Here is a 14,402-nt window from a genome sequence, read left to right on the forward strand (position 1 = left end):
TCCTTTGTCTGGTTGGAGAAATATTAGCCACAAATTAATGAGTTAGTTGTGAGAGAGCTCGAATTAACAGTAGGAGTTAGGAAATGATAGTGTGCGCCACTATTTTCTGAGTGACGCAATGCTTGCTGCGCCAAATAAAACCACAGCGGCATACAAACCGTAAGTTAACCAATGGCTAATCTCTAAAAAAGGAACGAGTCCTTGACCTGCCCACATACAGCCTCCGTTTAATGAGCAATGTTGTAATAGTCGAGCCAATTTAAAGGAAATGAACAATGTTTTTTGTGAGTGACGGCAAATTCTGAAGGATTAGAAAGTCAAAAATTGGTCAGTGAGAGAGAAATCTCATTTTAACTGGCTAGCTCTAACCCTTTTGAGTTAGAGCTAGCTATATCGAGCGCTGAATGGATTTAGCGCAGCAGCCATTTTCTCAACGGTGAAGCCTCAATTGCTTTCACAAGCAGTATGGTTGCGACAATCGTTGCAGGATAAATAAACACATCTTTCTCAAGGTGTTGCAACCCGATAAATCCAGCGACATTCATCATAATAATTATCACAAGCAGATGGCTAACATAAATGCCTAACACGCTAGGAGATAGTTTGAATACCCAAGGCATATCGCCAAAATGTGGGTGGACTAAGAGCCACATGAAGACACCCACGGCCCAGATAACAGTACCAAACAGGAAGTCGTGAGAATTAAAAGCGACCTCGTGTTGCATTAGCCAATAAGCTTCACCAAAATGCAGCACCGTACCAAGAAGAATGCATCGAATCGTATTGTTTCGCGACCATCGCCACTGCTCTTCTCGTGCTAGATAACCCAGTGTTACCAGCAACGTACTGAAAAACGGCCCATTACGAGTAAAGAAAGGCGCTGGCAGGTCGGTAATGGTCGAATAACTGCCAGCAAACACGCCGTATATGTATAGCAATACGGCGGTTGGCAGTACCAATTGAGCCATATTGATATGCACGAGGAAGGCAATTAAGGCAACGGCAATGACCAGAGCTGGAATAAACCACAGGTGAACGAGCCCGCCTTCGACGAGTGAATTGAACGGGGTCGACATTAAGTAGCCCCAGTAGCCCTGCCTTTCGGCGAGATACCCCGCCTCAGCGACAGTTTGCCACTGGAATGGCATCAATAAACTGATCACGCTCCAAATGAGCCAAACCTTCATCAGTGGTTTGGCGTAGTTTTTTAGTGTTTCGATAGGTGCGCGGCTTAACTTGGGCTGGATAAGATAACCAGAAATGAGAAAAAACAGTGGCACAGCAAAACGAGCCAATTGGTTGAGCATATAACCAACCCACGGTATTCCATCCCATTGCCAGTATGTCAGGGCCATCTGGCAGTGCAATCCTATAATTGCAAACATCGCAATAATACGCGCAAACTCTAAGCTGGCTATTTTTTGTTTCTTTGCCATTACATTACTTACCTAAATAAAAAAAACTTAGGTGAAAGTAGCAGGTTGTGGCTGAATTAATGCGTGAAAAAGTCAACAGACTCGCGCTTACACTGAAGCTGTGTTTAAATTTAAGACTTACTTCAAACTTCTTAATTATTAACCCATTAACCAACTCAATACGTGATTAGCGAGTCGAAAATGACACTAATGTATGGTTAGACCAGTTAACTCTAGATTGCAAAAAAGAACGATCGTGCTAAAAATAAGATTATGCAAAAAGGAAAAGTGACAAAAGAGTTTATTCTGCAACGGGCTTTTGAGATCGCCAGCGAAGACGGATTAGAAAGTCTTACGATTGGTGAGTTAGCCAAGCAATGCGGTATGTCGAAAAGTGGTCTGTTTGCCCACTTCAATTCGAAGTTGAATTTACAACTATCGGTATTGGAGCACGCCAATAAAGTGTTCGCCGCCCGAGTTATTGAGCCTGTTCGTGAAGCAGGGGATGGCAATATCGAACGTAAAATTCGAGGGTTGCTCGACTCTTGGATGACTTGGAACCACGCATTTCAAGGAAGTTGTATGTTTCTAGACGCTTGGAATGACACGGCAGATAAAGATTGTCCACTTCAGGCCGGACTGCGTAAATCCATAGACACTTGGCTGAGCTACTTGGAGATCCAAATAACGAAAGGCAAAGAGAAGCAAGAATTTGCAGCAGACTTAGATACACGCCAAGCAACGTTTGATTTATACGGTCTTTATTTGAGTGCGCATGTTTTTTACTCAATTAAAGGTGAGGAAGAAAGCTTGCGCCTGTTTTGGCAAGGGATCGACAACTTATTTTCTCGCTGGAAAGGCTGATACCAGTTATTCGCTTTCCAGATTTGTAGACATAAAATCATAAAGAGCGGCTGAGTTCGCTCTTTCTTATCAGTATAAAAAGCACGACCGTTCTATTTTTTGTGCGAAGCTGATAGTTAAGGACATAATCATGAGTGAAAAAATTTACTTTAATACATCGCAACGTTTCAGTATTAAGCGCAGTTTGGTGAACATCAGTACGCGTTTACACCATACGCTGGCCCCTTCCCATGCAAAGAATACCGCGCGTAAGTTGCTCCTGACACCTGCTCGCACAGCACCTAAAAACACCGAACCTCAAGGACTTGCCAAGAGTGAAATTAAAGGGCATGCAGGCATTATCAAAACCTACACTTTGGGCTCTGGACCTATTTGGGTGTTAACTCATGGTTGGTCTGGCACCGCAAGTCAGTTTTATCCGTTGATGGAACATATTGCGTCGAAAGGTTTCACCGCTTTGGCATACGATCACCCAGCACATGGTGAGAGTGAAGGGCAGTATGGGCACATTCCGGGTTTTGTCAAAGGGTTAGAAGATGTGTTAGATACGGTAGACGATATTGTTGGTCTAGTTGGGCACAGCATGGGCACCGCTTCTGCTCTTGAGTGCAGACATAGCAAATTAGAAAACAAGCCTTTACTGCTTATTGCACCGGTATTGAATTACGTAGAGAACCTATTCGGTAGCATTGCGCGTTCAGGTTATTCGATGAAGCTTTTTAATGCTGTGGTTTCAGAAGTTGAAGATCAATTTGGTTACCCATTACAGTCAATTGATCCGCTGAAGCGTTTGGCAGAGCGCTCGTCTCCAGCCATCATTGTTCATGATGAGCAGGATAAGTTCACTAAGTACAGTATTTCTGCACAAGCCGCTGAAGAGATTGAAAATGTTGAGTTAGTGACAACGCAAGGTCAAGGCCATGGCCGAGTGATGAAGTGTGCACAAGTCTTCAGTAGTTTTGACCGTTTACTCGATCGTTCTTGGTAATCTTCATGCTTGCTAATTGGCTCGATCCGTTTTGGGCTAATTCGATTTGAAAGTAATACCTCGGATGGTTTTTCGTCTATGGTATCGCTTTTCTCGTTATGAGATAAAAACAAAAAAGGACAGCCGAAGCTGTCCTTTGATCGTTAACTTTACAGAAAATCTGCAAGGTCGGGCTTAGTTACAGTTAGCTACGCCAACTTCTTTCCAAACGCCCCATTCGCCAGATTGGCTAGGATCGTCACCCTGAGTCCACCATTTCGCTTCCCAAGTTTTACCTGCATGAGTGACTTGGTTGCCGCCTGTGTACACTGCGCTTGCATCCCATGCGTTGTCACAGGTGCCTGGGTTTGGATCGGTGGTATGCTGTGCAACAACCACAGTTGCGCTTGCCGTTGAAGACGCTTTGCCGTCGCTCACACTTACGGTAAAGCTTAGGCTAGTGTCTTGCGGGTATTCAGCAGCAGTGAAAGTTACTTTAGAACCTTCAACCGTTGCGTTCAAACCTTGAGGCAGCGTCCAGTTGAAAGTAAGAGTATCGTTGTCTGCATCGCTAGAGGCTGACGCATCTACAACCACAACGTCACCAGCGTTTGCTGTTGCTGGAGCAACAACTTGCGCTACTGGCGCATTGTTCGCTGGGTCAACCACACCTGCTGGCTTCACAGTTACTACAACAAGGTCAGATGCCGTTGCACCTTCGTTGTCAGTCACTGTCAGCTTGAAAGTTAATTGCTCCTCAACGGTAACTTCTGCTGCATCAAAGCTTGCTTTCGCAGTGTTGGCGCTTGCTAGTACCACTGCAGTACCAGAGACTTGCTCCCAAGCGTAGCTTGCGATAGTGCCGTCAGAGTCTTTCGATAGGCTACCATCTAGAACCACACTTGCTGGGCCAGTTACAGATTGATCTGCGCCAGCAGCTGCGGTTGGTTTACGGTTTGGTTGAGGAACCACTCCGCCAGCCATACCTTCGTGCATTGCGTTGAGAATGTCACCGTTATCCGCGTCGATTTCCCAAGAGAATAGACCCGCTAGACCTAGAGACTTAGCATAGCTACCTTTTGCTAGCACTGAGCGATGGTCATCAAATGTGATCAACTCGCCCGTAGTACGGTTCCATACCCATGGTGCTTCTGCTTGGGCATCGTAGCCGTACTCGAAGCCGTTGATGCCAGTGTTGTTGGCACCTAGCATAAATGACTTAATGCCTTTGTAGTCGATTACGCCATCTTCCCAAACACCTTGCGCTGTACTGCCCTTCAGTTTACCTGTTGCAGTACCTGTCATTGGGTCATTTGGATCGGTTAGCGTATCTGGAGTTACGCCTTCCCAGCCACGACCGTACATTGCTGTACCAAGTACTAGCTTGTTCGCAGGAACGCCTTGAGCAAGAAGAAGCTGGATGCCGTTATCTGCTGTGTAAGCAGGACCTTTGTACGGTTCGCCGTTCTCATCAACGCCACTACCGTCACACTGACCAGGGCGCATGAATGAACCACAGTAAAGCGCAGTCTGGTGACCAGGAACGTTGTTCCAACCGCCATAGAAGTCGTAAGTCATCGCGAAGATGTAGTCCATGTATTGAACCGCATCTGCATAGTCTACGTCTTCAATCTTGTCGTAACCGACACCGATAGCTGACGTTAGCTCGTAAGTACGGCCAGTCTCAGCTTCTAATTCATCAAGCATTACGCGCAATTCACGCATCAGTGCGATGTAAGCTGGGCCATCGTTTACAGGGTCGCCCTTATCCGCGGCTGCACCGCCGCCACCAGGGAATTCCCAGTCGATATCAACACCGTCGTAGAATTTCCAAGTTTTCAGGAACTTCTTAACTGATGCGACGAATGTGTCTCGGTTTTTCTTGTCTACGAAATCGAAGAATGGGTCAGACAGTGTCCAGCCACCGATAGATGGGATGATTTTTAGATCAGGGTTACGTTGTTTCAATGCCATTAGCATTGCGTAGTTACCCTTGATAGGTGTGCTGTATTCATGACCAGCTTGTGGGAAGCTCTTCTGATAAGCAGCCCAAGGGTCGTGGATCACGACTTCGTAGTCAGGCACGCCTGTACAAGCGGTTTGTAGTGCATTGAAACTGTTGCCGCCAACAGACTTCACAGACTCATTTGGGCCACAAATTGGGATAAAACCGTAAAGGATGTGAGTCAAGTTGTCGACTGGCATGTTATCGACCGTGTAGTCACGACCATAGATGCCCCACTCAACAAAATACGTACCCATCACGACGCTTGGATCGGTATTGTACGTTTTGTTGTTTGGATCAACATTCATCGTCAGTGGCTTCAAGTGAGAACCATCGGTATCTGCAATCGTGATTTCAGCTGGTGCGCTTTTCGCACAACCTGTCGCATCACATGCCTCGATTTCCATTTGGTATAGGCCGCCCTGACCATATTCAAATGTCGCTGTTGTTTGGCTACCAGTGATTGGGCCGGTTGCTACTTTTGCACCATCAAAATAGACGTTGTAAGTATCACCTGGCGTGCCACTCCACTGGTTAAACTTAACAGTGATCTTCGCTTGCTCATGGTATTTCACCATGTCGTAGTAGCCTGACGTGGTTTCCATCGCGAGTTCAATTTTAGAAAACTGAAGGTTGTTGGAACCGTACATATCGATACTTGGTGAGGTTGGAGCCGCAACTGCAGCACCTGATAGTGCTAAAGCAACGCCAGCTGCACATAGGTTAAATCGAATCATAACTTCTCTCTCAATCCTTGGATTCATGTTCTACCTAGAACATAGGCTGCTCTTGCACCAGATAAGATGATTGGATTTACTCCATGTGCAAAAGCATCACACTCAGCATTTCAGAGAGTTTTTTTTCGTCAAAAAAAATTAAGACGGTTTTCGAGGCACTTGAGAGAACTTAACTAAAACTCGCACTCTGTTACACAGAAAGTGTCAGACTGAGTCAATAATTTATAAAATCTCAGCAGAAACTAAAATTATTGTTTACTCAGTAGCGAGTGTGATAAATGCGATGAATACCTTATTTCATTGTTTATTAAGGTTTTGTTTCATCGAAATAGAAAGAGAATTGAAAGGAGAAATAGCCGTGAAGACGTGCTAGTCACGGCTGAAATGTTCACTTAATGCAGCGCGACGTTTTGAAGCCGCTCCGGTTTCTGAGCCTTGAACGGTATGCTCAAATCCCTTACGGATGAATCGTTGGTCTGGAATAAGAGGCTCAATACGGCGAATCTGAGGTGAAAGGTGAGAGCCCGAGATCTGGTACGCGGTTTTTCCTAATCCGGTGTTCAACGTGATGACCTTTCCATCGAATTCAAATTCTGTCGTGATGAGTCGATGGTTTCGATATACCCCATCCTCGGTGAAAGTCAGACGTTCTGTTTGGTAGGGTGGCGCGCCGATCTCAATCCACTCGCCGTAGACTTTTTCCGGGTCAATATGGTCTTGATAGGATAGGTGGATTTGATAGCTGAAAAACGTCAAAAGACCCACCCCAAAAACGGCAAATGTGCTTTTGAGGACTTTGGATTGGTGGCGAGCCCAAAATGAAAGTTTTGGTTCCTGTCTTGTTTTCCGCCTTCGGCGAGCTGAGTCCGTCATTGGTCTACTTTTCTTCCCTTTTTTAATATGGTGGAAACCTTCCTTCTCAAAAACAAACAATCCCGCCATTAAGACTAAGAAATTATGATCTAATGTCCACTTTTACATTCGGATACACTCTTATTGATGGTTTTATTGTTTGCTAGCGTTAACTAATTCACCGACTTTATCTCACTAATTACGTCGTCTGGTTAAGTCTAGAAAAAGGTGGCCTCGCTCAGTAGCAAAGGATGTGCTTTATAACGTTGAGCTTAATGGCTTTCAGAGCTTGAGTAACAGGAAGAAACAAGGTAAAAAAGAGCGGACTTTTGATAAGGAAACCAATAATGAGTATTAAGGAAAATAGCTATTTTGCAGGTAGTGTAAAATCACTAGGCTTTAACCAGAATGATCAGGACGTTAGCGTTGGTGTAATGCTTCCTGGTGAATACACGTTCGGCACTCAAGCGCCTGAGCGTATGACGGTTGTAAAAGGTGCACTTGTGGTCAAGCGTGTCGGCGAGAGTGATTGGACGACTTACCAAAGTGGTGAGTTTTTTGAAGTGGAAGGGAACTCCTCATTTGAGCTTCAAGTGAAAGACGCGACTGCGTATTTATGTGAGTACTTCTAAAGCGTCCTTTTTGCCTGTAACAAAGCCACCTTCGGGTGGTTTTTTCGTCTATGTCCTTCACTTATAACGCATCTTTTGGTTATTTGGGTATATACTTAATAAAAATGTACCCATCGACCAGGGAGGAAGTGATGGCAGTACAACGCAAGCATTCTGATCTCCCTCCTCGTTACGAGGACAAAGATCTCACCAATGAGCAAAGACATCGTTTTACCGAGGTCGCCAATGCAGCCCATAAGAGACGTGAATTCTATCGACGTGCTCTAGGAAAAGGCTTAATGGGCAAAGTGAAAGACCGTGCGTTTAAAGGCCAATTCGGTCGCCAGCAAGATAAGCCGAGCAGAGTGTTGCAAGCTGTGTGGCTAATCGTATTTCTGGTGCTGGGGCTATGGGTGATGCATGTATTCGCTTAACCGTTAGCAAGCTTCTGACACAGCTGGCGTTTCAGAGGCTGACTTCTCTTCGGTATTGCAGTGCTCGTAATACGCGTATTGGTTTTTCCCTGTGTGTTTAGCCGCATACATTGCTTTATCTGCGCACCGAGTCAATTCAGATAAGTCTTTCGCATCTTGTTTGTAGATAGCAGCGCCCACACTCATCGTTAACTCGTTAATCATATCGTAGCTTCGGTAGCCTTTTGGGAATAGATTCACAATACGCTTCAAAATGCTGTCTAGGTCATCTTTACTGTTTATGTCGTACAGCATGAGCACAAACTCGTCGCCCGCAAATCGAGCGATGGAGTAGTCGTGTTTGTCGGTTTTTCTGTCTTTATGGCGAACATTGTTTTTTAATCGAGTTGCAAAGGCTTGAAGCACTTGGTCACCAATATCGTGTCCGTAGGTGTCGTTAATATGTTTGAAGTTATCAATATCAAGGAAGACCAGAGCAGTGATACTGTCATCAGATGAATGGTTGATCTCATCGAGCTTTGCTCGCGCCCAAGTTTCAAAGCTCCAGCGGTTGGCAAGCCCTGTGAGTTGGTCAAAATACGCCAACTCTTCAATCCCTTCACGATAAAGTGTTTGAATGTAGTTGAGGACTTTTGTGTAGTAATACGAGAATGTGTGACACACAAATGCAGTTGCTATCAGGGTCAGCATAAATCGTCGTTCTATGATGTCACTGGCTGTTGGTAGCCGATCTAAAAAAACGACGCCAAAAAAGATCAGTAAGATATAGGTACCACTAAACAGCAGACCGACTTTAAACTCATTGATCAGCACCAGAGTGGCGACAATGGGGTATAGCCATAGCAGTTTGCCTGAGGGGGCATCGTTATACAGAAGTAGCAATAACCCTTCGAACATCAAGACTGCACTCAGCCATAGGTCGGCATATTGATGATGTCGTTGAACCTTTATCACATAACTGATACCTAAACAGGCTAAGGCACACAGAGCATGGAAAAAGCTTAATCCCCAATTATCCTCAAACAATTGAGCAATGGAGCCATAAGTTAAACATGCCGCGGCGATACTGGAGCATAAAAAGACAATTTTCTTTTTTCTTGTTGAGCGGATATCCGCCATTTCCTCTAAGCGTGCTCCAGCCAATGTCGACATTACGTATCCTTGCTTAATTAACGTGTACGCTTATTCTAGGCGGTATTTTAGCGATAAATAGAACAACAAAGTTTCCAAATGTGATGTCAGTCATTTTTAGTATGGGCCTAGAAGTGTGGTTTGGTGAGAGTGCTCAAAGCACAACAAAGGCTTATAAAGTTTTCCATGGCGGATCTTTATGGCTTCAGATGGTTCGATTGATAATTCAAAGTAATGCATTTCCACTGCCGTATTTGTAGGATCTATCCTGACTCAACTCTGTTGGGAGTAGCATGAATGGCGCCTTCTACCTATTGAGCTCATTGTTCGTCAATCGACGATCTCTAAGTTCCGTCAATGAGTTTTTCGTTGTGAAAAAGCATTAGAAATATTTTTCCGAAACAGAGCGAAATATTGTTGTCGTTGTGACCAATATGCGACTAGAATCCGCGCTAAATCACGACCTCATATCGAGCTTCGTTCGAGTCACTCTTTTTCCAAACTGCTTCACACATTTTGTGAGGCAGTTTTTAGTTGTAGGAAAGGTTACAAACATGCCTAAAAGCCAGAACATCAACCAGCGAATGTCCATTGTGGCGTTAGCTTGGCCGATTCTTGTCGAAATTTTGCTACGGACGGCTTTAGGAACCAGTGACGTGTTCATGCTGAGTGGCTACTCAGACAAAGCGGTATCCGCTGTTGGTGTGATCACGCAGATTACCTTTTTCTTAATCATCGTTTCGACGTTTGTCAGCAGCGGAACGGGGATTTTGATTGCCCAATACAACGGTGCTGGGCGCGAGCAAGAGTCTGTGAACGTCGGCGTTGCAAGTATTGCGCTGTCTGTGATTGTCGGTGCGTTTTTGAGTGTGATTGCCGTGCTTGGCGCGATATATCTACTCCCGTATTACGGCTTGGAAGCGCAAGTCGAGCAGTACGCTCATGAATATCTGCTGATAAGCGGTGCGATGACGTTTAACGTTACGATTGGCGTTGTTTTTACAACTATTCTGCGTAGTCATGGTTATTCACGTTCTCCAATGGTGGTGAACTTGATCTCGGGTGTGTTCAACATCATTGGTAACTATATTGCGCTTTACCAGCCATTCGGTTTACCTGTGTATGGTGTGCAGGGTGTAGCAATAGCAACCGTCGTCAGCCAAGTCATCGGTACGTTAATGTTATGGTTTATTCTCGCTCGCAGCAGCGTTGAACTACCGATGTCGACCATGAAACAAGTGCCCGCAGAGATTTACAAAAAGATCTTAAAAATCGGCGGTATGAACGCGGGTGAAGTGCTGTCTTACAACGTGGCGCAAATCTGCATTGTGTACTTTGTGGTGCAAATGGGGACGGCATCGTTGGCAGCTTTCACTTATGCGCAAAACATTGCCCGTTTCTCGTTTGCTTTCGCGTTGGCAATTGGTCAGGCAGCGCAAATTCAGACTGGTTACTACATCGGTAAAGGTTGGGTGAGCAGCATTTTAAAACGTGTACAAATCTACTTCTTAGTGGGATTTGTGGCATCAACGGCGGCAACCACACTGATTTACCTGTTTAGAGAAGAGATTCTGCGCGTATTTACCGATCAACCAGAAATACTCGCATTGGCAGGCTCGTTAGTCATGGGCTCAATTTTGCTCGAGGCCGGACGTGTGTTTAACCTGATTTTTATCGCGGGGCTCAAAGGCGCGGGTGACATCAAGTTCCCAGTGCAAATGGGGATTTTGAGTATGTGGGGACTAGGCGTGCTTTTCTCTTACATCTTTGGCATCCACTTGGGTTATGGCGTTTTAGGGGCTTGGATGGCAATCGCACTCGATGAATGGGTACGTGGTATCATCATGGCAAGGCGTTGGCGCTCTCAGGTGTGGACCAAGTTTAAGGTGAGCTAACGGTTTTCGGTATCGCGCTTATTCTGTTGTTAGAAACCAAAAAGGCACTGTTAGTCAGTGCCTTTTGTTATTTTAAATCTGGAAGACGTTAGAATTCGCACTCAGCTCTGAACACCATGCGCTCTTTGCTGTATGGATGATCCAGCTCTAGCATCTCAGCATGCAGGTGTAAGCGATTCGCTTTTTCGCCGTATAAACCATCACCAACCATCGGCATGTTTAATCCCATGTGATGAGCACTGTGTACACGTAGTTGGTGAGTTCGCCCGGTTTTCGGATACATGTATACCTTGCTGCGTCCATCTTTGACTTCAATCAGTTGCCAGTAGGTTTCTGCATGTTTCCCGTGTTCAAAACACACCAGTTGACGTGGGCGGTCGTCGGGGTCACCACGCATTGGCAGTGAAATTTCCCCTTCTGGCGCGTTCAATACGCCTTCGAGTAGTGCCATATAACGTTTTTGTACGCCGCGAGCCATAAACTGTTTTTGCAGACTTTTGTTCGCGCGCTTAGTTAAGGCAAACACCAAAATGCCAGAGGTCGCCATGTCGAGGCGATGAATCACAAACGGCCCTTCCACATTAGGGAACATCGCTTGTAGGCGTGTATAAGCAGAGTCTTTGATGGTTTTACCCGGCACTGAAAGTAAGCCCGAGGGCTTGTTGACCACGACCATAGCGTCGTCTTGGTAGATTATTTTCAGCTCTTTGCCTTCTGCCCAATTCTCCGCCAATGGGTTAGGTTCGACATCCAGCCCTTGCATCATATGGCCTAAAATCGGCTGACATTTGCTGTTGCACGATGGGTAGAATTTTTTGTGTTGGCGAACCTCAGACTTTGGCGACACACCCCACCAAAATTCTGCCAGCGCCAGCGGTTTGAATCCGTATTTAAACGCGTATTGGAGCAGTTTTGGCGCAGCACATTCCCCTGCACCTGCTGGTGGTATTGGGTTTGTGGTGTCCGCAAAAATGTCCACCAAGTCGCGTGCTTCGCCATGGCTGTTTAGGAAGCGGTATTGTTTATGCAGTTTGTGCTGTAAAGCGTTGGAGAGTGTCTTGCGCTGCTCTTTCAGATGAGCAAGTTGCTGCTCTAACTCGGCCAAGCGCGCTTCTTTGATTGCAAGCTTTTCATCCCACGCTTGCTTTAAGTATTTGAGAACGTTTTTCTCGGCGACACTTTGTTTACCCAGCTCATCCAACAAGATTTTGAGGTCATCGGCATTGAGTGTTTGCTCGCCCTGTTGGCGCTGTCGTTTGCGTGTGGCGCGGCCGTCAATCATCACTTGGCGCTGTGTTTGCTCTTCTTGTTGATAAGCGGCTCGGTCGGCTTGGATTTGCGCTTTAAGCTCCGCCAATTCCGGATTCGCAGCACAGGTTTTGTACTCCGCATTGGCGGCGTTGATGGCATCCGTTTCTGCGCGGAAGAAGCCTTCATCGGTCAGCATGTCGTACACAGGAGGGACAAATCCTGGAATCAAGTTTTGGTCAGCAATTTTGCCAGAAAACGCACTTAAAAAGCCGAGCTCGCCTTGAGAGCTTTCTACTAGTAATACGCCAAACATTTTGCCTCGCCCCGTTTCTTCATTAACAAAACCAAAATCGTGTTCGAAGTCGGTTTGCGCTAATAAGTGCTGTTGCAATTGCTTTGCGGCCATAACGCAAAGAGGATGCGGCGTGTAGTAGAACGGAAACGTAAACTGCGTTGGTAATTCATAGTCAGAAGTATCAGCAGTAAAACGAGTAAAACAATGTTCAGGCGAGTGCATGGTGGGTATCCGCGCGAGTAAAAAATCGAGCGAGGATTGTACCTGTTTGAGTCAGGATTGCCATGTCGGTGTTGGCACTCGCTCTTGGATTAAGAACAAGAGCGAGTGGGGAAGAGCTTATTGCAGTTTTTGTAATGCCAGCTTCCACTGTGCCGGTTTGTCGTAGTAGGCCGAGTGCGGCAAGGTCAGGTACTCGCCATTTACTTCTGCAATCAGGGTTGGATAACCACCAACGTGTAACTGGCGCATCAACTGTCGGCTAGAGCGAATTTTCTCATCTAGATCGGCTTCGCTTAACGTCATGTTTTGCTCCCACACATCGTTTGCTAAACCTAGCGATTCTGCAATGGCTTTGAGCGTCGATGCTTCATTCACTTTTAACCCGAGCTGATAATGCGCGGATTGGATGGCCTTTAGCATGTGCCATGGATTCAGCCCCATTTTCTCCGCACTCAAGATCGCTTGTGTGGGTAGATAAGAATCAAGAACAAACGCATCTTCGCTTTTCACGCGTTGCAGATATGCTTCACCAAACGTTGCTCCGGTTTCGGTTGCGATACGAGCGTCACTGTTGATGATGTGCTGACGAAATTCAGGCTCAATTGCGCGCTTCTCAATCATGCCGCCGGGATGAAGCTCCACCTTAAATTGAGAGGTGTCCATCAAGGCTTCGATGAGTGGTGATGCCCCGTAGCACCAACCACACATGGGATCGAAGAAGTAATGCACGGTTACCATGACATTTCACCAGTATGCACTTTCGCACCGATTTCTAGCGCGATTGGCAATTGAGCTTCTGGGTATTTCGCTGACATGGTGTCAATGAGTTGAGCACTGTTATTGCTGTGTTTTTTCGCTTGCTGAAAATCCTGCAAGTATTGTTGCGAGTAGCGAATGGTGTCTGCGTTCAGCTTTGTGCCTGCTTTCATGTGACCAGGAATGACCACTTGAGGTTTAAGCGCAAGCATCTCGCTAAGCTGCTGCTCCCAAGCATTGATAGCGGTTTGGTCAGCGGCATCTGCCATCCATAAATGCACGTTTGAGTACACGGCTACGTTACCTAGAATCGCTTTGTTATCTGGAATCCATAGGTAAGGGCGGTGTGCTGATGTGCCATGGTTACCACGGATTTCAATCTTATGACCTTCTAGCTCTAATGATGCTTTGTCGTATGCGACAGGGATTACTGGTTTTACCGGTGCGTTTGCGCCAAGCTTTGGTCCCCAGTACGCCAACTTTCCAGCCAACTTCTCTTTAATAATTTTTTGAACCGCTGGCGTTGTGATGATCTGCGCATCAGGGAACTGTTGGTGTAAGGCCTCTGCGCCAAAATAGTAATCAGGGTCCGCTTGGCTGATGAAAATGGTTTTAAGCGTTTTGCCTGAGTCCAACACTTTAGCGGCAATACGCATCGCGTCAGCTTTGGTGAAGCCAGTGTCGATAACCATGGCGTCAGTCTCACCGTATACCAAGGTTGAGTTTACGTGGAAGCTGTTACCGTCGGCGTTGTAAACCTCAAGAGTAAGGGGAGAGTGGTTTGCCGCTAGAACAGGGCTTGCCATTAAAATGGATGCAGCAATCAAAGTGAATTTTTTCATAATAAGCTCCTAAAGAATTTGGGGCCAAGCGACCATGGCTTGGGAACGGGAGCTATATTAGGAAATTGATACGCTCGGAAAAATACACAATAATGTGCATCACTATTTCTTATTTCGAGCAAATG

The 14,402-nt window shown here is 45.9% G+C and carries 12 protein-coding genes; 5 read left to right on the forward strand and 7 right to left on the reverse strand.

What is annotated here, in order from left to right; genetic code table 11:
- Nucleotides 1-410: 410 nt before the first annotated feature.
- On the reverse strand, nt 411-1,436 hold the full coding sequence (locus NL643_RS07570) for an acyltransferase (RefSeq protein ID WP_253644206.1): 1,026 nt from the start codon (nt 1,434-1,436) through the stop codon (nt 411-413).
- Nucleotides 1,437-1,688: 252 nt separating this feature from the next.
- Between NL643_RS07570 and NL643_RS07575 the strand changes: the two genes are divergently transcribed.
- Nucleotides 1,689-2,279: a TetR/AcrR family transcriptional regulator gene (locus tag NL643_RS07575; RefSeq protein ID WP_005392013.1), complete on the forward strand. Its 591-nt coding sequence runs from the start codon at nt 1,689-1,691 to the stop codon at nt 2,277-2,279.
- Between the two features lie 130 nt (nt 2,280-2,409).
- On the forward strand, nt 2,410-3,267 hold the full coding sequence (locus tag NL643_RS07580; RefSeq protein WP_253644207.1) for an alpha/beta fold hydrolase: 858 nt from the start codon (nt 2,410-2,412) through the stop codon (nt 3,265-3,267).
- 174 nt (nt 3,268-3,441) lie between these two features.
- Here the strand turns inward: NL643_RS07580 and NL643_RS07585 are convergent, their stop codons facing one another.
- On the reverse strand, nt 3,442-5,988 hold the full coding sequence (locus tag NL643_RS07585; RefSeq protein ID WP_253644208.1) for a glycosyl hydrolase family 18 protein: 2,547 nt from the start codon (nt 5,986-5,988) through the stop codon (nt 3,442-3,444).
- 369 nt (nt 5,989-6,357) lie between these two features.
- A complete protein-coding gene (locus tag NL643_RS07590) occupies nt 6,358-6,861 on the reverse strand; it encodes a DUF2850 domain-containing protein (RefSeq protein ID WP_104972159.1) in 504 nt (167 codons plus the stop codon).
- 326 nt (nt 6,862-7,187) lie between these two features.
- On the opposite strand from NL643_RS07590, the gene NL643_RS07595 reads away from it, so the two are divergent.
- Together NL643_RS07595 and NL643_RS07600 are read left to right on the forward strand one after the other, a co-directional pair.
- Nucleotides 7,188-7,472, forward strand: coding sequence for a pyrimidine/purine nucleoside phosphorylase (locus tag NL643_RS07595; protein ID WP_005392006.1), 285 nt, complete (start codon nt 7,188-7,190; stop codon nt 7,470-7,472).
- A 131-nt stretch (nt 7,473-7,603) separates the two neighbouring features.
- The gene (locus NL643_RS07600; RefSeq protein WP_041853103.1) at nt 7,604-7,885 is read left to right on the forward strand and encodes a hypothetical protein; all 282 of its coding nucleotides are present in this window, start codon (nt 7,604-7,606) and stop codon (nt 7,883-7,885) included.
- Between the two features lie 3 nt (nt 7,886-7,888).
- Here NL643_RS07600 and NL643_RS07605 read toward each other — a convergent pair whose 3' ends face one another.
- Nucleotides 7,889-9,037 carry a GGDEF domain-containing protein gene (locus NL643_RS07605; protein WP_048625526.1) on the reverse strand — a complete coding sequence of 383 codons (1,149 nt, stop codon included), beginning with the start codon at nt 9,035-9,037 and terminating at the stop codon, nt 7,889-7,891.
- A gap of 533 nt (nt 9,038-9,570) precedes the next feature.
- Between NL643_RS07605 and NL643_RS07610 the strand changes: the two genes are divergently transcribed.
- Complete coding sequence (locus tag NL643_RS07610) at nt 9,571-10,911, forward strand: MATE family efflux transporter (protein ID WP_253644209.1); 1,341 nt, start codon at nt 9,571-9,573, stop codon at nt 10,909-10,911.
- A gap of 88 nt (nt 10,912-10,999) precedes the next feature.
- On the opposite strand, the gene NL643_RS07615 is transcribed toward NL643_RS07610, so the two are convergent.
- The 3 genes from NL643_RS07615 to NL643_RS07625 all read right to left on the reverse strand — a co-directional run bounded on the left by NL643_RS07615 (nt 11,000) and on the right by NL643_RS07625 (nt 14,277).
- Nucleotides 11,000-12,679 (reverse strand): pseudouridine synthase, encoded by a 1,680-nt coding sequence (locus NL643_RS07615; RefSeq protein WP_253644210.1) that lies wholly within the window; start codon nt 12,677-12,679, stop codon nt 11,000-11,002.
- Nucleotides 12,680-12,796: 117 nt separating this feature from the next.
- Nucleotides 12,797-13,417, reverse strand: coding sequence for a DsbA family protein (locus tag NL643_RS07620; RefSeq protein ID WP_140282004.1), 621 nt, complete (start codon nt 13,415-13,417; stop codon nt 12,797-12,799).
- The gene (locus tag NL643_RS07625; protein WP_006740944.1) at nt 13,411-14,277 is read right to left on the reverse strand and encodes an MBL fold metallo-hydrolase; all 867 of its coding nucleotides are present in this window, start codon (nt 14,275-14,277) and stop codon (nt 13,411-13,413) included. The genes NL643_RS07620 and NL643_RS07625 overlap by 7 nt, the downstream gene beginning before the upstream one ends.
- Nucleotides 14,278-14,402 lie beyond the last annotated feature (125 nt).

The organism is Vibrio sp. Y42_MX_L11 (genome assembly GCF_024181785.1).
Lineage (GTDB): Bacteria > Pseudomonadota > Gammaproteobacteria > Enterobacterales > Vibrionaceae > Vibrio > Vibrio diabolicus.

What these genes read in the sequence shown, in the direction of transcription:
- NL643_RS07570 (WP_253644206.1), bottom strand. Translation starts at nt 1,436, where the DNA reads ATGGCAAAGAAACAAAAAATAGCCAGCTTAGAGTTTGCGCGTATTATT.
- NL643_RS07575 (WP_005392013.1), top strand. Translation starts at nt 1,689, where the DNA reads ATGCAAAAAGGAAAAGTGACAAAAGAGTTTATTCTGCAACGGGCTTTT.
- NL643_RS07580 (WP_253644207.1), top strand. Translation starts at nt 2,410, where the DNA reads ATGAGTGAAAAAATTTACTTTAATACATCGCAACGTTTCAGTATTAAG.
- NL643_RS07585 (WP_253644208.1), bottom strand. Translation starts at nt 5,988, where the DNA reads ATGATTCGATTTAACCTATGTGCAGCTGGCGTTGCTTTAGCACTATCA.
- NL643_RS07590 (WP_104972159.1), bottom strand. Translation starts at nt 6,861, where the DNA reads ATGACGGACTCAGCTCGCCGAAGGCGGAAAACAAGACAGGAACCAAAA.
- NL643_RS07595 (WP_005392006.1), top strand. Translation starts at nt 7,188, where the DNA reads ATGAGTATTAAGGAAAATAGCTATTTTGCAGGTAGTGTAAAATCACTA.
- NL643_RS07600 (WP_041853103.1), top strand. Translation starts at nt 7,604, where the DNA reads ATGGCAGTACAACGCAAGCATTCTGATCTCCCTCCTCGTTACGAGGAC.
- NL643_RS07605 (WP_048625526.1), bottom strand. Translation starts at nt 9,037, where the DNA reads ATGTCGACATTGGCTGGAGCACGCTTAGAGGAAATGGCGGATATCCGC.
- NL643_RS07610 (WP_253644209.1), top strand. Translation starts at nt 9,571, where the DNA reads ATGCCTAAAAGCCAGAACATCAACCAGCGAATGTCCATTGTGGCGTTA.
- NL643_RS07615 (WP_253644210.1), bottom strand. Translation starts at nt 12,679, where the DNA reads ATGCACTCGCCTGAACATTGTTTTACTCGTTTTACTGCTGATACTTCT.
- NL643_RS07620 (WP_140282004.1), bottom strand. Translation starts at nt 13,417, where the DNA reads ATGGTAACCGTGCATTACTTCTTCGATCCCATGTGTGGTTGGTGCTAC.
- NL643_RS07625 (WP_006740944.1), bottom strand. Translation starts at nt 14,277, where the DNA reads ATGAAAAAATTCACTTTGATTGCTGCATCCATTTTAATGGCAAGCCCT.